General features: G+C 69.9%; 24 protein-coding genes. 11 read left to right on the forward strand and 13 right to left on the reverse strand.

Annotated features, from left to right (window positions below; genetic code table 11):
• Positions 1-43: 43 nt before the first annotated feature.
• The 6 genes from pgl to tkt form a co-directional block, all read right to left on the reverse strand.
• Positions 44-814: a 6-phosphogluconolactonase gene (gene pgl, locus HWD93_RS15110; protein ID WP_261647259.1), complete on the reverse strand. Its 771-nt coding sequence runs from the start codon at positions 812-814 to the stop codon at positions 44-46.
• 121 nt (positions 815-935) lie between these two features.
• Positions 936-1,880, reverse strand: coding sequence for a glucose-6-phosphate dehydrogenase assembly protein OpcA (locus HWD93_RS15115; RefSeq protein ID WP_070416205.1), 945 nt, complete (start codon positions 1,878-1,880; stop codon positions 936-938).
• Positions 1,877-3,415 (reverse strand): glucose-6-phosphate dehydrogenase, encoded by a 1,539-nt coding sequence (gene zwf, locus HWD93_RS15120; RefSeq protein WP_071296305.1) that lies wholly within the window; start codon positions 3,413-3,415, stop codon positions 1,877-1,879. Before zwf ends, HWD93_RS15115 begins: the two co-directional genes overlap by 4 nt.
• A gap of 23 nt (positions 3,416-3,438) precedes the next feature.
• The gene (locus tag HWD93_RS15125) at positions 3,439-5,037 is read right to left on the reverse strand and encodes a glucose-6-phosphate isomerase (protein WP_261647260.1); all 1,599 of its coding nucleotides are present in this window, start codon (positions 5,035-5,037) and stop codon (positions 3,439-3,441) included.
• Complete coding sequence (tal, locus tag HWD93_RS15130) at positions 5,037-6,149, reverse strand: transaldolase (protein ID WP_070416202.1); 1,113 nt, start codon at positions 6,147-6,149, stop codon at positions 5,037-5,039. Before tal ends, HWD93_RS15125 begins: the two co-directional genes overlap by 1 nt.
• Before the next feature lie 129 nt (positions 6,150-6,278).
• Positions 6,279-8,372 carry a transketolase gene (tkt, locus tag HWD93_RS15135; protein WP_071296307.1) on the reverse strand — a complete coding sequence of 698 codons (2,094 nt, stop codon included), beginning with the start codon at positions 8,370-8,372 and terminating at the stop codon, positions 6,279-6,281.
• 424 nt (positions 8,373-8,796) lie between these two features.
• Between tkt and HWD93_RS15140 the strand changes: the two genes are divergently transcribed.
• Positions 8,797-9,723, forward strand: coding sequence for a heme o synthase (locus tag HWD93_RS15140; RefSeq protein WP_070416200.1), 927 nt, complete (start codon positions 8,797-8,799; stop codon positions 9,721-9,723).
• A 316-nt stretch (positions 9,724-10,039) separates the two neighbouring features.
• On the opposite strand, the gene HWD93_RS15145 is transcribed toward HWD93_RS15140, so the two are convergent.
• Positions 10,040-11,014 (reverse strand): heme A synthase, encoded by a 975-nt coding sequence (locus HWD93_RS15145; protein ID WP_070419048.1) that lies wholly within the window; start codon positions 11,012-11,014, stop codon positions 10,040-10,042.
• Positions 11,015-11,295: 281 nt separating this feature from the next.
• Here HWD93_RS15145 and sufB point away from each other — a divergent pair, with 281 nt between their 5' ends.
• The 5 genes from sufB to HWD93_RS15170 all read left to right on the forward strand — a co-directional run bounded on the left by sufB (position 11,296) and on the right by HWD93_RS15170 (position 15,482).
• A complete protein-coding gene (gene sufB, locus HWD93_RS15150) occupies positions 11,296-12,714 on the forward strand; it encodes a Fe-S cluster assembly protein SufB (protein WP_070419047.1) in 1,419 nt (472 codons plus the stop codon).
• Positions 12,715-13,971: a Fe-S cluster assembly protein SufD gene (gene sufD / locus HWD93_RS15155; RefSeq protein WP_071303096.1), complete on the forward strand. Its 1,257-nt coding sequence runs from the start codon at positions 12,715-12,717 to the stop codon at positions 13,969-13,971.
• Complete coding sequence (locus HWD93_RS15160) at positions 13,968-14,297, forward strand: non-heme iron oxygenase ferredoxin subunit (protein WP_070419609.1); 330 nt, start codon at positions 13,968-13,970, stop codon at positions 14,295-14,297. The genes sufD and HWD93_RS15160 overlap by 4 nt, the downstream gene beginning before the upstream one ends.
• 82 nt (positions 14,298-14,379) lie before the next feature.
• Positions 14,380-15,153 (forward strand): Fe-S cluster assembly ATPase SufC, encoded by a 774-nt coding sequence (gene sufC / locus HWD93_RS15165; RefSeq protein WP_070419045.1) that lies wholly within the window; start codon positions 14,380-14,382, stop codon positions 15,151-15,153.
• Positions 15,153-15,482: a metal-sulfur cluster assembly factor gene (locus HWD93_RS15170; RefSeq protein ID WP_022906025.1), complete on the forward strand. Its 330-nt coding sequence runs from the start codon at positions 15,153-15,155 to the stop codon at positions 15,480-15,482. The genes sufC and HWD93_RS15170 overlap by 1 nt, the downstream gene beginning before the upstream one ends.
• Before the next feature lie 258 nt (positions 15,483-15,740).
• Here the strand turns inward: HWD93_RS15170 and HWD93_RS15175 are convergent, their stop codons facing one another.
• Entirely contained in the window at positions 15,741-16,340 is a 600-nt protein-coding gene (locus HWD93_RS15175) for a biotin transporter BioY (RefSeq protein ID WP_070419044.1), read from the reverse strand.
• A 115-nt stretch (positions 16,341-16,455) separates the two neighbouring features.
• On the opposite strand from HWD93_RS15175, the gene HWD93_RS15180 reads away from it, so the two are divergent.
• Positions 16,456-18,054 (forward strand): ABC-F family ATP-binding cassette domain-containing protein, encoded by a 1,599-nt coding sequence (locus HWD93_RS15180; protein WP_031261586.1) that lies wholly within the window; start codon positions 16,456-16,458, stop codon positions 18,052-18,054.
• 103 nt (positions 18,055-18,157) lie between these two features.
• On the opposite strand, the gene HWD93_RS15185 is transcribed toward HWD93_RS15180, so the two are convergent.
• The 3 genes from HWD93_RS15185 to HWD93_RS15195 are packed head-to-tail and all read right to left on the reverse strand — an operon-like array spanning position 18,158 to position 19,859.
• On the reverse strand, positions 18,158-19,135 hold the full coding sequence (locus HWD93_RS15185) for an SURF1 family protein (protein WP_229087243.1): 978 nt from the start codon (positions 19,133-19,135) through the stop codon (positions 18,158-18,160).
• Positions 19,132-19,440 carry a hypothetical protein gene (locus tag HWD93_RS15190; protein WP_070419043.1) on the reverse strand — a complete coding sequence of 103 codons (309 nt, stop codon included), beginning with the start codon at positions 19,438-19,440 and terminating at the stop codon, positions 19,132-19,134. Before HWD93_RS15190 ends, HWD93_RS15185 begins: the two co-directional genes overlap by 4 nt.
• Positions 19,440-19,859 (reverse strand): DUF3099 domain-containing protein, encoded by a 420-nt coding sequence (locus HWD93_RS15195; RefSeq protein ID WP_070419042.1) that lies wholly within the window; start codon positions 19,857-19,859, stop codon positions 19,440-19,442. The genes HWD93_RS15190 and HWD93_RS15195 overlap by 1 nt, the downstream gene beginning before the upstream one ends.
• 166 nt (positions 19,860-20,025) lie before the next feature.
• Between HWD93_RS15195 and fabG the strand changes: the two genes are divergently transcribed.
• On the forward strand, positions 20,026-20,739 hold the full coding sequence (fabG, locus tag HWD93_RS15200) for a 3-oxoacyl-ACP reductase FabG (RefSeq protein ID WP_070419041.1): 714 nt from the start codon (positions 20,026-20,028) through the stop codon (positions 20,737-20,739).
• Positions 20,740-20,854: 115 nt separating this feature from the next.
• On the opposite strand, the gene serB is transcribed toward fabG, so the two are convergent.
• Entirely contained in the window at positions 20,855-21,493 is a 639-nt protein-coding gene (gene serB, locus HWD93_RS15205) for a phosphoserine phosphatase SerB (RefSeq protein WP_261647261.1), read from the reverse strand.
• A gap of 87 nt (positions 21,494-21,580) precedes the next feature.
• Entirely contained in the window at positions 21,581-22,822 is a 1,242-nt protein-coding gene (locus tag HWD93_RS15210) for a glucose-1-phosphate adenylyltransferase (RefSeq protein WP_070419039.1), read from the reverse strand.
• 47 nt (positions 22,823-22,869) lie between these two features.
• Between HWD93_RS15210 and glgA the strand changes: the two genes are divergently transcribed.
• The 3 genes from glgA to HWD93_RS15225 all read left to right on the forward strand — a co-directional run bounded on the left by glgA (position 22,870) and on the right by HWD93_RS15225 (position 25,231).
• Positions 22,870-24,069 (forward strand): glycogen synthase, encoded by a 1,200-nt coding sequence (glgA, locus tag HWD93_RS15215; RefSeq protein WP_071296309.1) that lies wholly within the window; start codon positions 22,870-22,872, stop codon positions 24,067-24,069.
• 9 nt (positions 24,070-24,078) lie between these two features.
• A complete protein-coding gene (locus HWD93_RS15220) occupies positions 24,079-24,861 on the forward strand; it encodes an ABC transporter ATP-binding protein (RefSeq protein WP_070419037.1) in 783 nt (260 codons plus the stop codon).
• Between the two features lie 121 nt (positions 24,862-24,982).
• On the forward strand, positions 24,983-25,231 hold the full coding sequence (locus HWD93_RS15225; protein ID WP_070419036.1) for a type B 50S ribosomal protein L31: 249 nt from the start codon (positions 24,983-24,985) through the stop codon (positions 25,229-25,231).
• Positions 25,232-25,281 lie beyond the last annotated feature (50 nt).

Raw genomic sequence — 25,281 nt, forward strand, 5'->3', positions numbered from 1 at the left:
GTGCCAGCCGGCACCGCGCCTCCCGTCCGTCAGGGACCCGCGTCTAGTACGTCGACGCGATGAGGTTCTCGGGGACGTCGCGAGCGGCGTCCTGGTCCACGAAGAACACGGTGCGCTTGCGCCCCTGCACGCCACCGACGGGGACCTCGTCGACCGAGGCACCCGCGAGCGCGAGCCCGAGGACCGAGGCCTTCTCGGCACCCGACAGGATGACCCACACACGCTGCGACGCGTTGATCGCCGGGTAGGTGAGGGTCAGGCGCTGCGGCGGCGGCTTGGGGGAGTCGTCCACCGGCAGCACGATGCGGTCGGTCACCGTGAGCTGCGGGAACTCCGGGAAGAGCGACGCGGTGTGACCGTCGGGTCCGACCCCGAGGAGCGTGATGTCGAACCGGGGCGCGAGGGCGTCGTCCGGCGCGGCGGCGTGGAGCTCCTGCTCGTAGCGGGTCGCAGCGTCCTCGATCGAGATGCCAGCGTCCGACGCCGCGATCGGGTGGATGTTCGACTCCGGGATGTCGACGTGGTCGAAGAAGTCCGTCTGCGTGCCGGTGATGTTGCGATCGGCATCGCCCGCGGGCACCCAGCGCTCGTCGACCCACCACACGTGCACCTTCGACCAGTCGACGCTCTCACGCGCCGGCGACTGGCCGATCGCGGCGAGGACGAGGGACGACACGGAGCCACCGCTGATGGCGATGTCCGCGCGCTCCTGCTCGTCGAGCACGTCGATGATCTTCGTGATGAAGCGTGCGGCGACCGAAGCGCCGAGGGCCTGCTTGTCCGGGTGCACCAGCACCCGCCGTTCGTTGGTCACGTGACTCCCGTGTTCGTGGTGGTCGACCGGTCGTACGACCACCGTCGGTCCGACCGTCCGGGCCGGCCGCCGCTCGCGCTGGACGAACGACGGCCGGCCCGACCGGTCGTGTGGGGCTTGCTCAGCCGGCGATGGACTCGCGCAGCTGGGGGACCCCGTGCTTGACGACGTCTCCGAAGAGGACGTCCGGGTCGAGTCTACGGAGTTCCTCGGCCAGGCAGTCGCGCAGGTTGCGGCGCGGCAGCGACAGGTCATGCGTCGGCTGCCCGGGCATGGAGAGCGTCGCGACGTCCACCAAGGAGCGCTCGAGCTCGATGGTGCCGGACTCGCGCACGAGCTTGACGCCGTGGATGCCGCTCGACCCGGTCGCACGCGGCGACGTGACGACGGCCACCGGCACCTCGAGCTGCAGCTGCAGCCACGCGGCGAGCAGGATCGTCGACGGGCTGTCGTACGCCCCCGAGACCTCGACGGCGGTGATCGGCTCGTACGGCGGCTGGTCGAGCGCCGCAGCGAGCTGGTTGCGCCACAGGGTCAGTCGGGTCCACGCGAAGTCGGTGTCGCCCGGCACGTACGAGGCCCCGAGGGCCTCGATCGCACCGTTCGGGTCCTTCTGCGCGGCCGCGTCGGTGATCCGTCGCTGGGCGATGCGACCCAGGGCCGACGCCGAGGGCTGCTCCGGTGCGGTCTGCGGCCACCAGGCCACGACGGGCGCGTCCGGCAGCAGGAGGCCCGTGACCAGGCTCTCCTCGTCGGTCGCGGTCTCGCCGTAGGCACGGAGGACGATGACCTCGCTCGCACCCGCGTCGCTGCCGACGCGGATCTGCGCGTCGAGGCGACCGGGCGACTTCGTGTCGCCGTCGTTCTTCGACACGATGATGACACGCATCGGGTGCTCGCGGGACGCCTCGTTCGCGGCCTCGATCGCCTCTTCCTCGTGGCCGAGGGCCGTCGAGATGATGAGGGTCAGGACACGACCGAGGGCGACGGCGCCGCCCTCTTCGCGGATGTGGACGAGCTTCTTCTGGATCTTCGAGACCGTGGTGTTCGGCAGGTCGATCTTCATGGACGCCTCCAGGTCCGGCCGTCGCGGGCGAGCAGGGCGTCGGCGGATGCCGGGCCCCACGTGCCGGGACGGTACTGCTCGGGCTGGCCCTGCGTGGCCCAGAACTCCTCGATCGGGTCGAGGATCTTCCACGACAGTTCCACCTCTTGGTGACGGGGGAACAGGGGCGGGTCGCCGAGGAGCACGTCGAGGATGAGTCGCTCGTACGCCTCGGGCGAGGCCTCGGTGAACGCGTGGCCGTAGCCGAAGTCCATCGTCACGTCGCGCACCTGGGTGCCGACGCCGGGGACCTTCGAGCCGAAGCGGAGCGTGACGCCCTCGTCCGGCTGCACACGGATGACGAGCGCGTTCTGGCCGAGGGGCGACTGCGAGTTGCCGTAGACGTCCTCGGGGACACGCTTGAACACGATCGCGATCTCGGTCACGCGGCGACCGAGACGCTTGCCGGCGCGGAGGTAGAACGGGACGCCCTGCCAGCGACGGGTCGCGATGTCGAGCTTGATCGCCGCGTAGGTCTCGGTGCCGGACTCGGGGTCCATGCCCGCTTCCTCGAGGAAGCCGAGCACCTTCTCGCCGCCCTGCCAGCCGCCGGCGTACTGCCCGCGGGCCGTGGCGGTCGACAGGTCCTCGGGCAGGCGCACCGCGGAGAGGACCTTCTCCTTCTCGGCGCGGAGGTCCGCCGCCTTGAACGAGACCGGCTCCTCCATCGCGGTGAGCGCGAGGAGCTGCAGGAGGTGGTTCTGGATGACGTCGCGCGCCGCACCGATGCCGTCGTAGTACGCGGCACGTCCGGCGACGCCGATGTCCTCGGCCATCGTGATCTGCACGTGGTCCACGTAGTTCGAGTTCCAGATGGGTTCGTACATCTGGTTCGCGAACCGCAGCGTCAGGAGGTTCTGGACGGTCTCCTTGCCGAGGTAGTGGTCGATGCGGAACACGTCGTCCGGAGCGAAGACGCTCTCGACGATCGCGTTCAGCTCGCGCGCCGTGCGGAGGTCGGAGCCGAAGGGTTTCTCGACGACCACGCGGCTCCAGGAGTCCTCGCGCTTCTCGGTCAGCCCGGACAGCTTGAGCTGCTCGGTGACCACGGGGAACATCTTCGGCGGGATGGACAGGTAGAACGCGTGGTTGCCGAGCGTCCCGCGCTCCGCGTCCAGCGTGTCGACGGTCCGCTTGAGCTCGCGGAACGCCTCGGGGTCGTCGAACGATCCCTGGACGAAGCGGATGCCCTGTTCGAGCTGACGCCAGACGTCCTCGTCGAACGGGGTGCGCGAGTGCTCCTGGACCGCGTCGTGGACGAGCTGGGAGAAGTCTTGGTCCTCCCAGTCACGTCGAGCGAACCCGACGAGGGCGAACCCCGGGGGCAGGAGCCCTCGGTTCGCCAGGTCGTAGACCGCGGGCATCAGCTTCTTGCGGGACAGGTCGCCCGTCACGCCGAAGATGATGAGGGTGCTGGGTCCCGCGATCCGGTTCAGTCGACGATCCGTCGGCAGCCGGAGCGGGTTGTGCTCCGGGGTGATTGCCACCGGTGACATGAGTCGGTGAACTCCTTCGAGAGTCAGAGGGTGACGGCGGCCGTCAGTGCTGCGGTGGCAGCTGCGACGTCCGTCGTCGTGAGGGTCAGGACCGGGCGGCCGTACTGCGCGAGGACACTCGCGTCGCCGGAGGCCTGGGCCTGGATGAGTTGGCCGAACGTGAACGGACGACCGGGGATGGCCAGGTCGTCGGGCTCGTCGGCCACGATCTGCAGGAACACGCCGTTCGCCGGGCCGCCCTTGTGGTACTGGCCGGTCGAGTGCAGGAAGCGCGGTCCGTAGCCGAACGTGACGGGTCGGCCGGTGCGCGCCGCGAAGGCGTCGCGCAGCGATTCGAGGTCCGGGTTCGCGGTGCGGTCCACGTACGCCTGCACGGCCAGGTAGCCGGTGGGGCCGACGTGGTCCAGGAGGCGCGACACGGCTTCCGCGATCGTCGTCCCGACCGCCAGGCCCTCGGTCGCGTGGACGGCGGTGCCGTCCTCGGTGAAGGCCGGTTCGGTCGGTGCCGGGCGGTCGTCCAGGAGGGCGCGGGCCGCGGACTTGGCGGCCTCGACGTCGGGCTGGTCGAACGGGTCGATGCCGAGCAGGCGACCGGCGACGGCCACGGCGTACTCCCACACGAGGAGCTGGCCGCCGAGCGTGCCGGTGATCTCGACCTCGCCCTCGGCGACGTGGCGCTCGTCCTCGCGGGAGCCGACGAGTCGGATCACCTGCAGGTCGGGCAGCCCGGCGGTCACCTCGGGGGAGTCGACGTCGAGCACGACCGGCAGCAGGCCGCGGCCGTCCTTGCCGGTGGACTCCGCGATCAGCTGTTCCGCCCAGTCGCCGAACCCGACGATGTGGGTGCCGTCCGCGACGATGCCGATCGTGGAGCGGAGGGGCGCGGTGCCCCCGAGGACGGCGCCGAGCACGAGGCCCGGGTTCTCGTCGATGTCGACCGAGAGCAGCGCCGAGATGGCGTCGGCCTCGTCGAGGAGCTCCGCGATGTCGGCACCGGCGAGGCCGGACGGCACCAGGCCGAACGCGGTCAGTGCGGAGTAGCGGCCGCCGACGTTCGGGTCGGCGGTGAAGACGCGGTACCCGGCGTCCGTCGCGACGGCCTCGAGCGGGGAGCCCGGGTCGGTGACGACGACGATGCGCTTCGCCGGGTCGATGCCGGCGTCGCGGAAGGCCTGCTCGTAGACACGGCGCTGCGAGTCGGTCTCGAGGGTCGAACCCGACTTCGAGGACACGACGAGCACGGTGCGGTCCAGCTGGTGCTCCACGGCGGCGCGGACCTGCGCCGGGTCGGTGGAGTCGAGGACCGTGAGCGGCACGCCGGCGGTCCGGGTGATGACCTCGGGCGCGAGCGACGAGCCGCCCATACCGGCGAGGACGACGTGGTCGACCCCCTCGGCGAGGAGCGACTCGCGCAGCGCCGCGACCTCGGCGACGAGCGGGCGGGAGACCGAGACGGCCTCCACCCAGCCGAGGCGCTTCGACGCCTCGGCCTCGGCGTCGGGACCCCAGAGCTCGGGGTCCTGGGCGGTGATGCCCGACGCCACCAGATCGGTGACGAGACGCGGGACCACCTGGTCGATGGCCCGCGCCGCGTCACCGCTGGCGGCGATGGAAACCGTCACTACTTGGCGCCCTCGAGTGCGTTCTTGACGGTGTCGACGAGCTCGCCCCACGAGACGTTGAACTTGTCGACGCCCTCCTTCTCGAGCAGCGCCACGACGTCGTCGTAGTCGATGCCCTGGGCGGCCAGCTGGTCGAGGACCTGCTGCGCAGCGTCGAACGACCCGGCGATGGCGTCGCCGTGGATCTCGCCGTGGTCGAACGTGGCGTCGAGCGTCTTGCCCGGCATGGTGTTGACGGTGCTCGGCGCGGCCAGCTCGGTCACGTAGAGCGTGTCGGGGAGCGACGGGTCCTTGACACCGGTCGAGGCCCAGAGCGGACGCTGGGTGTTCGCACCGGCCTCGAGCAGGCCGAGGGCGCGCTCGGAGGCGAACGCCTCGGTCCAGACCTGGTAGGCGAGCTGCGCGTTGGCGATGCCGGCCTTCGACTTGAGGGCCTTCGCCTCGTCCGTGCCGACGGCGTCGAGACGCTTGTCGATCTCGGAGTCGACGCGCGACACGAAGAAGGACGCGACCGAGTGGATCTTCGAGAGGTCGTGGCCGGCGGCCTTGGCCTTCTCGAGGCCACCGAGGTAGGCGTCGATGACGGCGCGGTAGCGCTCGAGCGAGAAGATCAGGGTGACGTTGACCGAGATGCCGGCGGCGATGACCTCGGTGATGGCCTCGAGGCCCTCGACCGTTGCCGGGATCTTGATGAGGACGTTCTCCTTGCCGACCTTGTCGAACAGGAACTTGGCCTGCTCGATGGTCTTCTGGGTCTCGTGCGCGAGGCCCGGCTCGACCTCGATCGACACGCGGCCGTCGAAGCCCTTGGTCGAGTCGTAGATCGGCTTGAAGACGTCGGACGCGTTGGCGACGTCCTGCGTGGTGATCTCGAAGATCGCGTCGGTGACCTCGGTGCCGGCGGCGGCCAGCTCCTTGACCTGTGCGTCGTAGCGCTCGCCCTTGGCGAGGGCCGAGGCGAAGATCGTCGGGTTCGTCGTGACGCCGACGACGTTCTTCTCGGCGATGAGGGACTCGAGCTTGCCGGTCTCGAGGAGCTCGCGGGACAGGTCGTCGAGCCAGATGCTCACGCCGACCGCGGAGAGCGCGGCGGTGGGGGTGTTCTCAGCCATGTGTTTCTCTTCTTTCCTTCATCGGCCTGGTGGCCGGGGTCTGGGGGACCGGGAGGCGCGTGGCGGGGCCGAGCCGCGCCTCCCGGAAGAAGGGCCGGATCCGGCGAACCGGACCCGGCCCTCAGGGGGTCAGGAAGCCGCGAGGGATTCCTTCGCGGCGGCCACGACGTGCTCCGTCGTGAAGCCGAACTCCTTGAACAGCGTCTGGTAGTCGGCCGAGGCACCGAAGTGCTCGATCGAGACGCTGCGGCCCTTGTCGCCGATGATGTCGCGCCAGCTCATGGCGATCCCGGCCTCGACCGAGACGCGCGCGGTGACGTTCTTCGGCAGCACCTGGTCCTGGTAGTTCTCGGACTGGGCGCGGAACCACTCGAGCGACGGGGCGCTCACGACGCGGGCGTTGATGCCCTCGCCCTTGAGCTGCTCACGTGCCTCGACGGCGATCTGGACCTCGGAACCGGTCGCGATGAGGATCACGTCGGGGGTGCCGTTCGGCGCCTCGGCCAGGATGTACGCGCCCTTGGCGACGTTCTTCGCCGAGGCGAAGACCTCACCGGAGGCGTCGCCCTCGCCACGCTCGAAGACGGGGAGGTTCTGACGGCTCAGCGCGATGCCGGCCGGGCGGTCCTTGTGCTTGAGCATCTCGAGCCAGGCGTAGGCGACCTCGTTGGCGTCGGCCGGGCGGACGACGTCCAGACCCGGGATCGCGCGGAGGGCGCTGAGCTGCTCGATCGGCTGGTGCGTCGGGCCGTCCTCACCGAGGGCGACGGAGTCGTGCGTCCAGACGTAGATCGCCGGCGCCTGCATGAGCGCGGCGAGACGGACCGCCGGACGCATGTAGTCGCTGAAGATGAGGAACGTGCCGCCGAAGGGGCGGGTGTTCCCGTGCAGGACGATGCCCGACAGGATCGAGCCCATCGCGTGCTCGCGGATGCCGAAGTGCAGCACGCGGCCGTACGGGTCGGTGCTCCACGCCTTGGTCGAGGCCTCGACCGGACCGAAGGACTTGGCGCCCTCGATCGTGGTCAGGTTCGACTCGGCGAGGTCGGCCGAGCCGCCCCAGAACTCGGGCATGAGCGGCGCGATGGCGTTGATGACCTTGCCGGACGCGGCACGGGTCGAGACGGCCTTCTCGGTCGGGAAGACCGGGAGGGCTTCTTCGAGGCCCTCGGGGAGCTCACCGGCGTTGATGCGGTCGAGGAGCGTCTTCTTCTCGGGGTTGGCCGCGGCCCACGCGTCGAAGGTCTTCTGCCACTCGGCGTGCTGCGCCTGGCCCTTGGCGACGGCACCGCGGGTGTACTCGAGCACCTCGGGGTCGACGTGGAAGGTCTGCTCGGGGTCGAAGCCGAGGACCTCCTTGAGGCCCTTGAGCTCCTCGCCACCGAGGGCGGAGCCGTGGATCTTGCCGGAGTTCTGCTTGGTCGGCGACGGCCAGCCGATGATCGTCTTGAGGACGATGAGCGACGGCTTGTCGGTGACGGCCTTGGCGGCCTCGACCGCGGCGAAGAGGGACTCGACGTCTTCCGAGTACTCGCCCGTCTTCTTCCAGTCGACGGTCTGGACGTGCCAGCCGAGCGCCTCGTAGCGGTCCGGGACGCTCTCCGAGAAGGAGATGTCGGTGTCGTCCTCGATCGAGATCTGGTTCGAGTCGTAGAAGACGACCAGACGACCGAGCTGCTGGCGGCCGGCGAGGCTCGCGGCCTCGTTCGTGACGCCTTCCTGCATGTCGCCGTCACCGGCGATCACGTAGGTGAAGTGGTCGAACGGCGACTCGCCGTCGGCGGTCTCCGGGTCGAAGAGGCCGCGCTCGAAGCGCTGCGCGTAGCCGAAGCCCACGGCCGAGGCGAGGCCCTGACCGAGCGGGCCGGTGGTGATCTCGACGCCGTCGGTGTGGCCGTACTCCGGGTGACCCGGGGTCTTCGAGCCCCACTTGCGGAGGTGCTGGAGGTCCTCGAGCTCGAGGCCGTAGCCGTGCAGGTAGAACTGCACGTACTGGAGGATCGAGGCGTGACCGGCGGAGAGGATGAAGCGGTCGCGGCCGATCCAGGTGGAGTCGCTGGGGTCGCGACGCATCACCTTCTGGAAGAGCAGGTGGGCGACCGGCGCGAGGCTCATCGCGGTGCCGGGGTGACCGTTGCCGGCGGCCTCGACCGAGTCGGCGGCGAGTACGCGGGCCGTGTCGACGGCCTTCCTGTCGATGGCGTCCCAGGTGAATTCAGCCACTTGGATGTTGACCCTTCTTGATGCGACATGTGCGAGGGCTCGTGCCATCGCACGGACATGATCGCCATCCCGGGGCCTTCGTCGGGTCGCCGTCTCGCGGCGGCCGACCGGCTCTTCGCGGCCGACGTCATCGGGGCACGCACTGCGGGAGGGCGACTCCAGCATAGTGACCATGCACTCAGAAGGGGTTCAGGTGACGCCGGTTGTTCACTCGTCGTCGCGGGGACCCGCCGTCGGCCGGGCGTGTCGGTGGGTGACTTCGGTCCGGATGGCGGGGCGGGGCATCATCGCGGCGCCTCCATCACGTAAACTGTCGGGGACCCGTGCGCATTCCGGGTCGACGCACGCCCCGACGACGACGGAGCCGTCCACCGAGCGTGTGAGCTGACGCGAACAGACTGAGGTTCCCTTGCCGACTGCCACCGTGACCCGGCCCGACACCGATCGACCCCGCTCGACGCTGTCGCGCAAGGTGCGTGCCTACGTCTCACTGACGAAGCCGCGGGTCATGGAGCTGCTGCTCGTCACGACGGCACCGACGATGTTCCTCGCCGAGCGCGGGGTGCCGGACCTGTGGCTCGTCTTCTGGACGATGCTCGGTGGCGCGATGTCGGCCGGGTCCGCCTCGGCCTTCAACTGCTACATCGACCGCGACATCGACCGGCTCATGAAGCGGACGAGCACCCGGCCGCTCGTCACCGGTGAGCTCTCCGACCGTGAGGCACTCGTCTTCTCGTGGGTGCTCGGCGTCGCGTCCACCGCGGTCCTCGGGTTCCTGGTGAACTGGCTCGCGGCCGCCCTGAGCGTCATCGCGATCCTCATCTACGTCTTCGTCTACACGCTGTGGCTCAAGCGCCGCACCCCGCAGAACATCGTCTGGGGCGGCTCGGCCGGCTGCATGCCCGTGCTGATCGGCTGGGCGGGCGTCACCGGGTCGCTGACCTGGGCGCCGGTCATCCTCTTCATGGTGATCTTCCTCTGGACGCCGCCGCACTACTGGCCGCTGTCGATGAAGTACCGCGACGACTACGACGCCGCCGACGTGCCGATGCTCGCGGTCGTCCGCGGTCGCACGGTGGTCGGTCTGCAGGTCGTCCTGTACGCGTGGGCGACGCTCGTCTGCTCGCTGCTGCTCATCCCGGTCGCGCACATGGGGCCGCTCTACACGGTGGTCGCGCTGGCCGGTGGCATCTGGTTCGTCGTCGAGTCGCACCGGCTGTACTCGCGGGCGATCCAGCACGTGGAGCACGTGCAGCCGATGCGCGTCTTCCACAGCTCGATCACGTACCTGACGCTGCTGTTCATCGCCGTGGGCATCGACCCGCTGCTGCCGCAGGTCTTCACCTTCTAGCGCTGGGCGGGCGCGGCCGTCTCGGCTGCGGACCCCGTGCGACATCGTCGCTGTCGTACGACAGCGACGATGTCGTTCGTTGCGGACGCGGGTTGTCGAACGCGCTGGCGCGCGACGCGGCCGTCGTCGTACGACGTCGGGGTGGTCGTTCCGGGTCCGCAGGAGCGCCGGCGCGACCACCCACCGGCCTGGAGGCGCGTGGCGGGCCCGCACCGCGCCTCCAGGCCGTCACCTGGCCGCGTTCCGCGCGACGAACGACACCCCACGAGTCGATCGACTCGTGGGGTGTCGGGGACCGCGTGCGGTGCTTCGCGCGTCAGCCCGCGATCGGCTCGCGGACGGCCTGGCGACCGGCGGTGCCGCGCGTGGAGAGCGTCACGACCGTGGTGGCACCGACGAGCAGGCCCGCGAGCACCATGTGTGTCCCCACCAGACCGACCGGCAGCCCCGTGCGCGCCTGGGTGAGCCCGACGGCGATCTGGACGAACTCGACCACCAGGAGCAGCAGCGCCCACTTGCTCGACAGGCGCAGGCGGACCGCGCCGACCACGAGGACGAGGGTCAGGGCGAACAGGACGTAGGCGGGGATCGCGTGCAGGTGCTCCATCACGGCGGGGTCGAAGCCCGTGCGGTGCAGTCGTCCGCCGTCGACCGCCTCGTCGGCGCCGGCGTGCGGGCCGCTGCCCGTGGTGAGGATGCCGACGAGCACGGTGACGACGACCGCGGCGATGGTGCCGCGCACGACGCCCGTGTACCAGCCGGGGACGAGCCGCTCGGCGGTGCGCGGACCACGCATCGCGCGGTAGACGAGTGCGGCGGTGACCGCCGTGAGCGCGGCGGAGACGACGAAGTGCAGCCCGACGACGAACGGGTTGAGGTTGGTCCAGACGCTCATGCCGCCGATCACGGCCTGCACCGGGATCGCTGCGCCCTGGGCGAACGCGAGCCAGAACAGTTCGGGGCGCGTGCGGCGCATCCGGACGACGAGCAGGAACATGGCGATCGCGACGACGACGAGCACGAAGGTGAGCAGTCGGTTGCCGAACTCGATGACGCCGTGGATGCCCATCTCGGGCGTCGAGACGAGGGAGTCCGCCGTGCACTTCGGCCAGGTCGGGCACCCGAGACCCGATGCGGTGAGGCGGACGAGCCCGCCCGTGCCGATCAGGATCACCTCGACGACGAACGACGCCCAGGCGAGGACGACGACACGCTGGTCGACGACACGGGGGAGCGACCACCACCGCGCACGGCGGACGTCCTGGTCGACGGGGGATGCGACGCGAGTCACGAGCGTGGTGCCTTCCTGTTGTTCCGTGCAGCGAACCTGTAGGATTCGAGGGTTCAGCAGCAGTCAAGTCTAGGCAGGCGCCGGCTCCGAATGGTCCGAGATCGCCGTTCACACCCCGGACGTCGACACTCAGGGCTGTGTGGAACCATCGACGTTGCGAGGGAGCAACACCGTGTCCACCGTGCGCGCGACGAGCGTGTCGGGGGTCTGCGGTGGAATGGCGTCCAGACGCCACGGGTTGACATCCGAAGACGCTGCCGCGAGAAGGAAACGAGGAGACCATGTCCGACGTGCTCATCGACCGTCCCGAGCTCGAAGGGCTCGGCCAATACGAGTTCGGCTGGTCCGACTCCGACTCGGCCGGCGCCTCTGCTCGCCGCGGCATCTCGGAAGAGGTCGTGACCGACATCTCGAACCTCAAGTCCGAGCCCGAGTGGATGCTCAAGAACCGGCTCAAGGGCCTGCAGCTGTTCGGCCGCAAGCCGATGCCGACGTGGGGTGCCGACCTGACTGGCATCGACTTCGACAACATCAAGTACTTCGTGCGCTCCACCGAGAAGCAGGCGCAGTCGTGGGAAGATCTCCCCGAGGACATCCGCGCGACCTACGAGAAGCTCGGCATCCCCGAGGCTGAGCGCCAGCGCCTCGTCGCCGGTGTCGCCGCGCAGTACGAGTCCGAGGTCGTGTACCACCAGATCCGCGAGGACCTGGAGCAGCAGGGTGTCATCTTCATGGACACCGACACGGCGCTGCGCGAGCACCCCGAGATCTTCGAGGAGTACTTCGGCACCGTGATCCCGGCCGGCGACAACAAGTTCGCCGCGCTGAACACGGCCGTGTGGTCCGGCGGCTCGTTCGTCTACGTCCCGAAGGGCGTCCACGTCGAGATCCCGCTGCAGGCCTACTTCCGGATCAACACCGAGAACATGGGCCAGTTCGAGCGGACGCTGATCATCGCGGACGAGGACTCCTACGTCCACTACATCGAGGGCTGCACCGCCCCGATCTACAAGTCGGACTCCCTGCACTCGGCCGTCGTCGAGATCATCGTGAAGAAGAACGCCCGCGTTCGGTACACGACGATCCAGAACTGGTCGAACAACGTCTACAACCTCGTCACCAAGCGTGCGATCGCGCACGAGGGCGCCACGATGGAGTGGATCGACGGCAACATCGGCTCCAAGGTGACGATGAAGTACCCCTCGATCTACCTCGCGGGTGAGCACGCCAAGGGCGAGACGCTCTCCGTCGCCTTCGCCGGCCCCGGCCAGCACCAGGACGCCGGCGCGAAGATGATCCACATGGCGCCGTACACGACGTCCTCGATCGTGTCGAAGTCGATCGCCCGTGGGGGCGGTCGTGCGGGGTACCGCGGTGAGGTCCGGGTCGACCCGGCAGCCCACCACGCGGCGAACACCGTGCGGTGCGACGCGCTGCTGGTGGACACCATCAGCCGGTCGGACACGTACCCGGCGATCGACATCCGCGTCGACGACGTCCAGCTCGGGCACGAGGCCACGGTCTCCCGCGTGAGCGAGGAGCAGCTGTTCTACCTCATGTCGCGCGGCATGCCCGAGGACGAGGCGATGGCGATGATCGTCCGCGGCTTCATCGAGCCGATCGCCCGCGAGCTCCCGATGGAGTACGCACTCGAACTCAACAAGCTCATCGAGATGAGCATGGAAGGATCCGTCGGCTAGATGTCCAGCACCACCCCTCCCCACATCGACCAGCCGATCGAGCCCGCGGCGACCACGCAGCACGGCGCCGGAGCACACTCCGACGGCGGCTGGGACGCGCCCGACAAGACGATCCCGGTGCAGACCCGCTCCGAGCGGTTCCAGTCCGGTGACGTCGACGCGTTCCCGACCGTCACCGGGCGAGAGGTGAACTGGAAGTTCGCGCCCCTCGCGAAGCTCCAGCCCCTGCTCGACGGTGGCCTCGACGGATCCGCCTACCCGTTCCTCGCGCGCCAGTCCGACGGCGCCGACGTCGAGTGGGGTCGCAGCGACGACCCCCGCGTCGGGACCGCCGGCCTGCCCGAGGACCGCGCCGCCGCGGCCGCCTGGACCGCTCGCGACGCGGTGCTGGCCGTCACGGTCAAGTCCACCGAGGCGCACGAGTTCATCACGATCACGCGCTCCGACTTCGGCACGCAGCCCCGCGCCGCGCACACGGTCATCACGGCCGAGGCGCACGCGCAGGGCATCGTCGTGCTCGACAACCGCGGCTCGGCGCTCCTCAGCGAGAACGTCGAGATCGTCGTCCGCGACGGCGCCCGCCTGACCGTCGTCAGCCTGCAGGACTGGGACGACGACGCGGTGCACGTGTCGACCCACTTCGCCGAGGTCGGCCGCGACGCCTTCCTCAAGCACGTCGTTGTCTCGCTCGGCGGCGACGTCATCCGGGTCAACCCCTCGACGCACCTCGGTGCGCAGGGTGCCGACACCGAGATGTACGGCGTGTACTTCGCCGACGCCGGCCAGTACATCGAGCAGCAGGTCTACGTGAACCACGACGCGCCCAACACGCGCGGTCGGGTCAACTACAAGGGCGCGCTGCAGGGCCAGGGCGCGCACACGGTCTGGATCGGCGATGTGCTCATCGGGCGCGCCGGCGACGGCACGGACTCGTACGAGCAGAACCGCAACCTCGTCCTCACCGACGGCACGCGCGCGGACAGCATCCCGAACCTCGAGATCGAGACGGGCAACATCGAGGGCGCCGGTCACGCGAGTGCGACCGGTCGCTTCGACGACGAGCAGCTCTTCTACCTGCAGTCCCGCGGCATCCCCGAGGAAGAGGCACGTCGTCTCGTCGTGCTCGGCTTCCTCGTCGAGGTCATCCAGAAGATCGGTGCGCCCGAGCTCGAGGAACGGCTCATCGCCGCGGTCGAGCAGGAGCTCGCCGAGGGGCGCTCGGTCATCGCCGAGGCCGCACCGGAGGCCTCCGCCTGATGTCGACGAAGGTCTGTGCCGAGGCGGACATCCAGGTGGACAGCCCGATGCGCGCCGTGGTCGACGGCACCGCGGTCGCCATCGTCAAGGACTCCGCCGGCACCGTGCACGCGATCGGCGACACCTGCACCCACGGGGACATCTCCCTGGCAGAGGGGTTCGTCGAGGGCGACACGCTCGAGTGCTGGGCCCACGGGTCCCGCTTCTCGCTGGCCACCGGCAAGCCGCAGAACTTCCCGGCGTACGAACCCGTCCCGGTCTTCCGGGTCGAGGTCCGTGACGGCGAGGTCTACGTCGACGTGCACGACCCCGTCCCGGTCGACTGAGACCGGTCCGACCCGGCCGTCCCCGGCCTCCACTCACTTCCCGCGGCTGACGCCGCACACCAGCTGCAACCGAAGGAACGCAATGTCCACTCTCGAAATCCGCGACCTGCAGGTCTCGATCGACACCGACCAGGGTGTCAAGGAGATCCTCAAGGGCGTCGACCTCACCATCAACGAGGGCGAGATCCACGCGATCATGGGGCCGAACGGCTCGGGCAAGTCCACCCTCGCCTACACGATCGCCGGCCACCCCCGGTACAACGTCGTCGGTGGCTCGATCACGCTCGACGGCGAGGACGTCCTCGCGATGAGCGTCGACGAGCGTGCCCGTGCCGGCATGTTCCTCGCGATGCAGTACCCGGTGGAGATCCCCGGCGTGACGGTGTCGAACTTCCTCCGCACCGCCAAGACCGCGATCGACGGCGAGGCCCCGGCGCTCCGCAGCTGGGTCAAGGACCTCCGCCAGTCGATGGCCGACCTCAAGATGGACTCGGCCTTCGCCGAGCGCAACGTCAACGAGGGCTTCTCCGGCGGCGAGAAGAAGCGCCACGAGATCATGCAGCTCGAGCTCCTCAAGCCGAAGTTCGCCGTGCTCGACGAGACCGACTCCGGCCTCGACGTCGACGCGCTGAAGATCGTGTCCGAGGGCGTCAACCGTGCCAAGGCCGCGACCGGGCTCGGCGTGCTGCTCATCACCCACTACACGCGCATCCTCCGCTACATCAAGCCGGACTTCGTGCACGTGTTCGTCGCGGGCAAGGTCGCCGAGCAGGGTGGCCCCGAGCTCGCCGAGCGCCTCGAGAACGAGGGCTACGACCGCTACGTGCAGGCCGCAGCCGCCGCGGCGGGGAACTGATGATCACCGCACTCGCACCGGAGAAGTTCGACGAGGTCGTCGAGGGCCTCAAGGAGGTTCAGGACCCGGAACTCGGCGTGAACATCGTCGACCTCGGGCTCATCTACGACCTCGCCTGGGACGACGAGGCGACCGCGCTCGTGATCAGCATGACCCTGACGAGCGCGGGCTGCCCCCTGACGGACGTCATCGAGGGCGACACGGCGAACGCGCTCGACGGCATCGTCGACGCGTTCCGGATCAACTGGGTCTGGATGCCGCCGTGGGGCCCGGAACGGATCACCGACGACGGGCGCGAGATGATGCGCGCGCTCGGGTTCTCGATCTAGGCGCGACCCCCTGACGGACGGGAGGCGCGGTGCCGGCTGGCACCGCGCCTCCCGTCCGTCTGTGCGTCGGGTCTCGGGCGCGCCCCGAGCGGGCCAAAAACGTCACGCTCGCCGCTCTGGAGCGGCCGGTTTCGCCCGCTCGGCGGGCGGCCCGCGGCGTGTCCTGCCCGCTCGCGTACGCCCCCGCTCGCCCCGCGCGCCCCCGCGCACGCAGAAGGGCCCCGCACCGGACGGTGCGGGGCCCTTCTACGACGGGACTCAGCGGCGGCCGAGGACCTTCCACGCCAGCGGCACGATGCCCGCGGCGATGAGGGCCTTCGCGATGCCACCCACGATGAACGGGTACAGCCCGGCCGCGAGGACCGACTGCAGGTCGTTCGGCGCGCCGAGCTGTCCGAGCACGACGGCCAGGTAGGGGAGACCGGTGACGAACGGGATCGCGCTGGCGACGAGCATCGCCACCGCGGCACGGCCCACGTGGCGGTCCCAGTCGCGACGGGCGAGCCAGCCGATGACACCGGCGGCGGGGATGAAGCCGATGACGTAGCCGAAGCTCGGCACGGCGAGGGCGCCGAGGCCACCCGTGAAGTCGGCGAAGAACGGCGCACCGGCGAGTCCGGCGACCGCGTAGACGAGCAGCGACAGCATGCCGCGGCGGGCACCGAGGGTGGCACCGACGAGCACGACCGCCAGGGTCTGGCCCGTGATCGGCACCGGCCACATCGGCACCTCGACCTGCGCCATGGCGGCGGTGAAGAGTGCTCCGCCGGCGACCAGGGCGGCGTTCGTGGCCAGGCCGTGGGTGCGCAGACGGTCGGCGAGGACTGCGCGGCGAGCGAACCCGGTGGCGTTCGTCATGGATTCTCCTAGAATGGACTGCTGGTCCCGTTCGGGACCATCGGTCCCGTCAGCGTAGCGGTGCACCTCCCGCACACACCGTTGTGCACATCCACCAACTGATTGGACGTCTGCTGTGCTTGCCGTGCACGACCTCGAGATCCGCGTCGGGGCTCGCCTCCTGATGGAGAACGTGTCCTTCCGCGTCGAGAAGGGCGACAAGATCGGCCTCGTCGGCCGGAACGGCGCGGGGAAGACCACGATGACCAAGGCCCTGGCGGGTGAGACCCAGCCGACCGGGGGCAAGATCGACCGCTCCGGCGAGATCGGGTACCTGCCGCAGGACCCCCGCTCCGGCAACCCGGAGGACACCGCCCGCAAGCGCATCCTCGACGCCCGTGGGCTCGGCGAGCTCGTCGAGGGCATCCGCCAGGCCACGCTCGACATGGCCAGCACGGACACCGCCGTCGCCGAGAAGGCCATGCGGCGGTACAGCCGGCTCGACGACCAGTTCAACGCGCTCGGCGGCTACGCAGCCGAGGCCGAGGCGGCGTCGATCGCGTCGAACCTCAAGCTGCCGGACCGCATCCTCGACCAGCAGCTCAAGACACTGTCGGGTGGTCAGCGCCGTCGCATCGAGCTCGCCCGGATCCTGTTCTCGGACGCCGAGACGATGATCCTCGACGAGCCGACGAACCACCTCGACGCCGACTCGATCATCTGGCTGCGCGAACACCTCAAGACGTACCCGGGCGGTGTGATCGTCATCTCCCACGACGTCGAGCTCGTGGACGAGGTCGTCAACCGCGTCTTCTACCTCGACGCCAACCGCCAGTCGATCGACGTCTACAACATGGGGTGGAAGCTCTACCAGCGGCAGCGTGCCGCCGACGAGGAGCGCCGCCGCAAGGAGCGCGCGAATGCCGAGAAGAAGGCCGCCACGCTCAAGGACCAGGCCGCCCGCTTCGGTGCGAAGGCCACGAAAGCCGCAGCGGCGCACCAGATGGTCGCGCGTGCCGAGAAGCTCCTCGCCGGGCTCGAGGACGAGCGCGCCGTCGACCGCGTGGCGAAGCTGCGCTTCCCGACCCCGACGCCCTGTGGCCGCACCCCGCTGATGGCCGAGGGGCTGTCGAAGTCCTACGGGTCGCTCGAGATCTTCGCCGGCGTGGACCTCGCCATCGACCGGGGCTCGCGCGTCGTGATCCTCGGGTTCAACGGTGCCGGCAAGACGACGTTGCTGCGCATCCTCGCGGGCGCCGACCAGCCGGACACGGGGGAGATCCTGCCCGGACACGGCCTGCGGATCGGGTACTACGCGCAGGAGCACGAGAACATCGACGTGAACCGCACCGTGATCGAGAACATGGTGTCCGCGTCGAACGACCTCAACGAGACCGAGGCGCGACGGGTCCTCGGCTCGTTCCTGTTCACCGGTGACGACGGCTACAAGAAGGCCGGTGTCCTCTCCGGCGGTGAGAAGACGCGGCTCTCGCTCGCGATGATCGTCGTGTCGGGCGCGAACGTGCTGCTGCTCGACGAGCCGACGAACAACCTCGACCCGGCCTCGCGCGAGGAGATCCTCGGCGCGCTGGCCGGCTACGAGGGTGCCGTGGTGCTGGTGTCGCACGACGCCGGTGCGGTCGAGGCGCTCAACCCCGAGCGGGTGCTGCTCCTGCCGGACGGCACCGAGGACCACTGGAACAAGGACTACGCGGAGCTCATCGAGCTCGCGTGACCCGCACCGCCGACGGGCGCGACCCGTCGACGGACTGGAGGCGCGGTGCCAGCTGGCACCGCGCCTCCAGTCCGTCCTGGGTGGCGTCAGCCCTGTGCTGGCGTCAGCGACCCGCGTTCAGCAGCTCGTCCTCGATCTGCGCGTCCGTCTTCGGCTTCGCGTCCTTGCGGCGCTGGCGCTCGAGGGCGCGCTCGCGCTCCTCGGGGTCGTCCTGGTTCAGGTTCCGGAACTCCTGCACCATCAGGTAGGCGAGGAACCCGAACCCGCCGACCGCGAACATGAACCACTGGATGAAGTAGCTGAGGTGCAGCCCGGTGTCGGCCGTCGGGCGCTCCCAGCCGAGCGGGCGCGCCTCGGTCGGGGCGGGGGACTCGGACGCGAGCTGCCCGTACGCCCCGGTGTAGATGGGCGTGTCGACCTTCTTGCCGACGTCGGACAGCGTCACGGACTGCACCTGGTCGGTGTGTGCCGGGTCGGTGCGGCCGGGGATGCGCGGTTCACTCGGCTGCAGGCGGACGATCGCTGTGACCTCGCCGGACGGGGGAGCGGGCACGTGGTCGGGGGCGTCCTGCGCGTTGCCGGTGGGGACCCAGCCGCGGTCGACGACGAACGCACGACCGTCGGCCGTGACGAGCGGCGTGAGGACCTCGAAGCCGGGCTGGCCGTTGTGCACGCGGTTCCGGACGAGCAGCTGGTCGTCGGTGTCGTAGCGGCCGGTGACGCTCACGCGGAGCCAGGTCTTGCCGTCGTTCCAGCTCGACGCCGTCGGGAGCGCCTCGTCCAGGGGGACCGGGGTGTGCTCGTAGTTCTGCGCGACCTGCTCGTTCTGGCGGACGGCCTCGTTCCGGCGGTCCCACTGCCACATGCCGAACAACGCGCACACGATCGCGAAGGCCACCGCGATGGCGAAGTAGCCGAGCCACCGCCGGCTCCGGACGAAGCGCCAGCCGACGAAGGGCTCGTCCGGATCACGCTCGGCGGTCCGGGTGGTGCCGTCGGCAGCGGAGGCGGCTGCGGCGCGCTCGAGCTTCTGCGCGTGCCGTCGGCCGTACCGGGAGCTCGGGTCGAACTGCTGGTTCACCGACGGTCACCGGCTGCGCGTGCACCGACGTCGTTCTTCGGGGCGTCGGCCGGGTCGCGTTCGTCGTCGAGGCGGTCCACGTCCTCGTGCATGCCCGTGACCCGGACGGGGAACGACCGGGACCGGAGGTAGTCGGCGAGGAAGTCACGGTGCTCGTCGCACGCGGCCCATATCTTCACCCGGTCGGTCGCGTGGATCCGCGGGTTGCGCCAGTTGACGCGCCACGAGGCGGTCGACACGCAGCCGGCACGCGAGCACACGGGGGTCGAGCCGGGTTCGGTGAAGAGGTCGAACGTGGCCCCCATCAGCGACGTCCCCAGACACGCGAGCGATCGCCGTTGCGCTGCCACTCGGCCTGCGCGTCCTGCGCCTGCTCACGCAGCCGGTCCTGCTCGGCGCGGTACGCCTCGGCCCGGGCGTCCTCCTGCTGTTCGCGGAGTCGCGGGTCCACGGCGTCGTAGAGCTGGATCGCACCGGCAGGCGTCACGATGTCGCTCTCGGCACGGCTGCCCGCGTTGGCGATGATGACGGCGACCCACGGGATCACGCCGGCGAGGACGATCGGGATGACGGCGATCCACGTGTGCCAGATCGACCACACGACGACCGCCCCGATGAAGAACACGACGCGGAGGGCCATCTGCCAGACGTACCGGGACAGGCGGTGCGCACGATCCTGCTCCGGAGAGTCCGGGAGGGTGGTGATGCTGTGCGTCGTCTTCATCCGATGTTCTTTCCTCTGCCCGAGGGAAAGCCTAACTCCGCGCGGGCCCGGATGGTTCCGCCGCGCGCGGACACGGTGCGCGTATCGGCTCCGGTACGCTCTTCCGGGCGTGTCCGACCCGGCCCGGGCCCGGCGCGCCGTGCAACCCACCCCGAACGGAGCGACCATGAGCACCCCCCGTACCGTCCTCGTCACCGGCGGCAACCGCGGCATCGGCCACGCCCTCGCGGAGCGCTTCGTCGCCGCCGGCCACCGCGTCGCGGTCACGTCCCGCAGCGGCCAGGGCGGCCCCGAGGGCGCGCTCACGGTGCAGGCCGACATCACCGACACGGCCTCGGTCGACGCTGCCTTCTCGCAGGTCGAGGCCGAGCTCGGACCGATCGAGGTCCTCGTCGCGAACGCCGGGATCACGAACGACCAGCTGCTGCTCCGCATGTCGGAGGAGGACTTCACGAGCGTGATCGACACGAACCTCACGGGGACGTTCCGGGTCGTCAAGCGCGCCACGAAGGGCATGATGAAGGCGAAGTTCGGCCGCATCGTGCTCATGTCGAGCGTCGTCGGCGCCTACGGCCAGGTCGGCCAGGTCAACTACGCGTCGTCGAAGGCCGCCCTCGTCGGCATGGCCCGGTCGATCACGCGCGAGCTCGGCTCCCGCGGCATCACCGCCAACGTCGTCGCGCCCGGGTTCATCCAGACGGACATGACGGCGGCGCTGCCCGAAGAACTGCAGGCCGAGTTCAAGAAGCAGATCCCGGCGGCGCGGTACGGCACCGTCGACGACGTCGCGGACGCCACGCTGTTCCTCGCCGGCGACGGGGCCGGGTACATCTCCGGCGCGGTCATCCCGGTCGACGGCGGCCTCGGGATGGGGCACTAGGCCGGGGCGCGTCCGCCGAGCCTCGCCTCGGCGGACACCTTCGTGGCGAAGCGGCCGCGAAACCGTCCGCGGGGCCGAGTCTCGGCCCGGCCGGCGCGGCGCGGCAGGCGGCGCGTCAGCCGCGCAGGCCGAGCGTCGCGAGCACGCTCGACAGGTCACGGTCGACGACCGCGACGTCCGCCTGCTCGCGGACGAGCGGCTTCGCGTCGAACGCGACCGACAGTCCGGCCACACGCATCATCTCGAGGTCGTTCGCGCCGTCGCCGATCGCGACGGTGCGGACGATCGGCACGTCGTCGGATGCGGCCCACTCGCGCAGTGCGACGGCCTTGGCGTGCGCGTCCACGACGTCGCCGAGGACCCGCCCGGTGAGGACGCCGTCCACCACCTCGAGCCGGTTCGCCCGGCAGTGGTCGAGTCCGAGCTGCTCGGCGAACGGGTCGAGGACCTCGTGGAAGCCGCCCGACACGACGCCGACGGTCCCGCCCGCGGCGTGCACGCCGCGGACGAGCTGATCGGCGCCCCGCGTCACGCGGACCGCCTGCTGTGCACCCCGGAAGACGTCGTCCTGGAGGCCCGCCAGGGTCGCGACACGCTCCCGGAGGCTCTCGGCGAAGTCGATCTCGCCGCGCATGGCGCGCTCCGTGATCGCCTGGACCTGTGGCCGGGTCCCCGCCGTGTCGGCCAGGAGTTCGATGACCTCGTCCTCGAGGAGCGTGGAATCGGCATCGAGGACGACGAGGAAGCGTGGCACGCACCAACGGTACCGACTCAGGAGGCGCGGCCGGCGTTCATGACGCCAGCCGCGCCTCCTGGGCCGTCCGTTCCTGCCCGCGCGACGCTACGCGTCGACGCGCACGCCCTTGCCGACGACCGTGATGCCGGACTCGGTGACGGTGAAGCCGCGCGCTTCGTCCGCTTCGCGGTCGATGCCGACCTGGGCGCCGGGGGCGATCACCACGTCCTTGTCGAGGATCGCGCGGTTCACGACGGAGCCGGCGCCGATCGAAGCGCGTTCGAAGACGATCGAGTCGAGGACCTTCGCGCCGGAGTCGATGCCGCACCAGGGGCCGATCATGCTGCGCTCGACCTGGGCGCCGGACACGAGGCAGCCGAGCGACACGAGGGAGTCGACCGTCGAGCCGGTGTTGCCGTTCGCGTCGCGGACGAACTTCGCCGGGGGCAGGTTCGTCTGCTGGTTGAAGATCGGCCAGTCCTGGTTGTACAGGTTGAAGACCGGCACCGGTGCGATGAGGTCCATGTGCGCGTCGTAGAACGAGTCGATCGTCCCGACGTCGCGCCAGTAGTACCGGTCGCGCTCGTTCGACCCGGGGACGTCGTTGCGCTTGAGGTCGTAGACGCCCGCGTCACCACGCGCGACGAAGTCCGGGACGATGTCGCCGCCCATGTCGTGGTCCGACGCCTCGATCTGGCCGTCACGGAGGACGGCGTCGACCAGGGCGTCGGCGTCGAAGACGTAGTTGCCCATCGACGCGAGGATCTCGCCGGGGGAGTCCGCGAGCCCGACGGCGTCCTTCGGCTTCTCGAGGAACGCCTCGATCTTCGTCGGGTCGTCGTCGGCGACCTGGATCACGCCGAACTGGTCGGCGAGGCCGATCGGCTGACGGATCGCGGCGACCGTGGCGCTGCGGCCGGAGGCGATGTGCGCCTCGACCATCTGGTGGAAGTCCATCCGGTACACGTGGTCGGCGCCGACCACGACGACGATGTCGGGGCGTTCGTCGCGGAGCAGGTTGAGCGACTGCAGGATCGCGTCGGCCGACCCGGCGAACCACCGCTTGCCGAGCCGCTGCTGCGCCGGGACCGAGGCGACGTAGGACCCGAGCAGGCCCTCCATGCGCCAGGTCTCGGCGACGTGGCGGTCGAGACTGTGCGACTTGTACTGCGTCAGGACGACGATCTTCTGCAGTCCGGAGTTGACGAGGTTGGAGAGCGCGAAGTCGATGAGACGGAAGTTCCCGCCGAACGGGACAGCGGGTTTCGCACGGTCGGCCGTGAGCGGCATGAGCCGTTTCCCCTCGCCGCCGGCGAGCACGATGCCGAAGACCTTCTTTGGTGCCATGCCGCTCACAGTAGGCGTCAGCACTGGGAACCCGTTACGTTGAACGCGTGCGAGTCGATCTGCTGACCAGGGAGTATCCGCCGGAGGTCTACGGCGGTGCGGGTGTCCACGTGGCCGAACTGACCGCGGCGCTGCGGTCCGACACCGACACCGAGGTGCGCGTCCGCGCCTTCGGGGCGTTCCGCGACGAGGCCGACGTGTGGGCCTACCGCACGCCGGGCGGCCTCGAGCAGGCGAACGGCGCGCTGCAGGCACTCGGCACCGACGTCGCGATCGCCGCGGACGTCGAAGGTGCCGATCTCGTGCACTCGCACACCTGGTACGCGAACTCGGCGGGACGCATCGCGCAGCTGACCTACGGCATCCCGCACGTCGTCACGGCGCACAGCCTCGAGCCGCTCCGCCCGTGGAAGGCCGAACAGCTCGGCGGCGGGTACCGGCTGTCGAGCTGGATGGAGCGCGAGGCGTTCGAGCACGCCGACGGCGTCATCGCCGTGTCGAAGGCGATGCGGGCGGACATCCTCCGCTCGTACCCGTCGATCGACCCCGCGAAGGTGCACGTCGTCTACAACGGCATCGACATCGACGAGTGGAAGCCCACCGTCGACGAGGACGCCGTCCGCGCGCTCGGGATCGACCCGTCGCGTCGATCGGTCGTGTTCGTCGGACGCATCACCCGGCAGAAGGGCCTGCCGTACCTGCTGCGGGCGGTGGCCTCGCTGCCGGCGGACGTGCAGATCGTGCTCTGCGCCGGTGCACCGGACACGCCGGAGATCATGGCCGAGGTCACGGGTCTGGTCGACTCGCTGCGTTCCGCTCGTGACGGGGTGGTCTGGATCGACCGGATGCTCGCGCACGAGGAGATCGTCAACGTGCTGTCGTCGGGCACCGTGTTCGTGTGCCCGTCGATCTACGAGCCGCTCGGGATCGTCAACCTCGAGGCGATGGCGTGCGGGATCCCCGTCGTCGGCACCGGCACCGGGGGCATCCCCGAGGTCGTGGCGGACGGACTGACCGGTCGCATCGTGCCGATCGACCAGGCACAGGACGGCACCGGGACCCCGACGGACCCGGACCGCTACGTGGCCGACCTCGCCGCGACCCTCACCGAGGTGCTCGCCGACGAGGGGCTCGCGAAGCTCATGGGCCGCGCCGGACGCCTCCGCGTCGAGACCGAGTTCACCTGGGACGCGATCGCCCGGCGGACACGCCAGGTCTACGACGAGGTGCTCGGGCAGAACCCCTAGGCTGGTCGCATGCCCTCGGTCGTGCGCTTGTCAGACGTCTCCGTGGTCCGCAACGGGGCCACCATCCTCGACGGGATCTCGTGGGAGGTGCAGGACGACGAACGCTGGGTCGTCCTCGGTGCCAACGGTGCCGGCAAGACGACGCTGCTGCAGGTCGCCGGCGCCCAGACCTTCCCGACCTCGGGTGAGGTCGAGGTCCTCGGCACCGAGCTCGGCGGTGCCGACCTGTTCGAGCTGCGTCCGCGCATCGGCTTCGCGTCGACGGCCCTCGCGCGCCGCATCCCGGTCACCGAGAAGGTCATCGACGTCGTGCTCACCGCGGCGTACTCGGTGACGGGCCGCTGGAACGAGGAGTACGAGGAGCTCGACGTCCGCCGCGCCCAGCGCGTGCTCGACGAGTGGGGCCTCGGTGCCTTCACCGACCGGACCTTCGGTGAGCTCAGCGACGGCGAGCAGAAGCGTGTGCAGATCGCCCGGGCCGTGATGACCGACCCCGAGATCCTGTTCCTCGACGAGCCGGCCGCGTCGCTCGACCTCGGCGCGCGTGAGAGCCTCGTACGGACCCTCGGCGGCTACGCGCAGAGCGAGGACTCGCCGGCCATCGTCATCGTGACCCACCACGTCGAGGAGATCCCGGCCGGGTTCACCCACGCCCTCGTGCTCGCGGACGGGCACGTGCAGGCTGCCGGGCCGATCGACGAGGTCCTGACCGCTCCGACCCTGACCGAGGCGTTCGGCATCGAGCTCACCGTGTCGAAGGACGCCGGGCGGTACACGGCGCGCGCATCGTGACGCTGCTCCCGATCCGGCCGGTCGTCTGGTAACGTAGACGGCTGGCGCAAGCCGCAGATTTCCCGCGTCGTGCTCGTACGAGTGCCGCGCACGTCCCCATCATCGCAACCGAGGAATCTCCATGAAGACCGACATCCACCCCGAGTACCGCGCCATCGTCTTCCGTGACCTGGCTTCCGGTGAGACGTTCCTGACGCGTTCGACCGCGAACAGCGACAAGACCATCGAGCTCGACGGTGCGACCTACCCGGTCATCGACGTCGAGATCTCGTCGGCGTCGCACCCGTTCTACACGGGCAAGCAGCGCATCCTCGACTCGGCCGGTCGCGTCGAGAAGTTCAACCAGCGCTTCAAGAGCTTCGGCAAGTAAGCAGTCCTCCGGACGCTCGAACGGGCGGCTCTCCTGCGAGAGGGTCGCCC

This window comes from Curtobacterium sp. C2H10, assembly GCF_025407985.1.
Lineage (GTDB): Bacteria > Actinomycetota > Actinomycetes > Actinomycetales > Microbacteriaceae > Curtobacterium.

Excerpts from the sequence above, each read along its gene's own strand:
- HWD93_RS15115 (WP_070416205.1), bottom strand. The coding sequence starts at position 1,880 with ATGAAGATCGACCTGCCGAACACCACGGTCTCGAAGATCCAGAAGAAG.
- zwf (WP_071296305.1), bottom strand. The coding sequence starts at position 3,415 with ATGTCACCGGTGGCAATCACCCCGGAGCACAACCCGCTCCGGCTGCCG.
- tal (WP_070416202.1), bottom strand. The coding sequence starts at position 6,149 with ATGGCTGAGAACACCCCCACCGCCGCGCTCTCCGCGGTCGGCGTGAGC.
- sufB (WP_070419047.1), top strand. The coding sequence starts at position 11,296 with ATGTCCGACGTGCTCATCGACCGTCCCGAGCTCGAAGGGCTCGGCCAA.
- sufD (WP_071303096.1), top strand. The coding sequence starts at position 12,715 with ATGTCCAGCACCACCCCTCCCCACATCGACCAGCCGATCGAGCCCGCG.
- sufC (WP_070419045.1), top strand. The coding sequence starts at position 14,380 with ATGTCCACTCTCGAAATCCGCGACCTGCAGGTCTCGATCGACACCGAC.
- HWD93_RS15170 (WP_022906025.1), top strand. The coding sequence starts at position 15,153 with ATGATCACCGCACTCGCACCGGAGAAGTTCGACGAGGTCGTCGAGGGC.
- HWD93_RS15175 (WP_070419044.1), bottom strand. The coding sequence starts at position 16,340 with ATGACGAACGCCACCGGGTTCGCTCGCCGCGCAGTCCTCGCCGACCGT.
- HWD93_RS15190 (WP_070419043.1), bottom strand. The coding sequence starts at position 19,440 with ATGGGGGCCACGTTCGACCTCTTCACCGAACCCGGCTCGACCCCCGTG.
- HWD93_RS15195 (WP_070419042.1), bottom strand. The coding sequence starts at position 19,859 with ATGAAGACGACGCACAGCATCACCACCCTCCCGGACTCTCCGGAGCAG.
- fabG (WP_070419041.1), top strand. The coding sequence starts at position 20,026 with ATGAGCACCCCCCGTACCGTCCTCGTCACCGGCGGCAACCGCGGCATC.
- HWD93_RS15210 (WP_070419039.1), bottom strand. The coding sequence starts at position 22,822 with ATGGCACCAAAGAAGGTCTTCGGCATCGTGCTCGCCGGCGGCGAGGGG.
- HWD93_RS15220 (WP_070419037.1), top strand. The coding sequence starts at position 24,079 with ATGCCCTCGGTCGTGCGCTTGTCAGACGTCTCCGTGGTCCGCAACGGG.
- HWD93_RS15225 (WP_070419036.1), top strand. The coding sequence starts at position 24,983 with ATGAAGACCGACATCCACCCCGAGTACCGCGCCATCGTCTTCCGTGAC.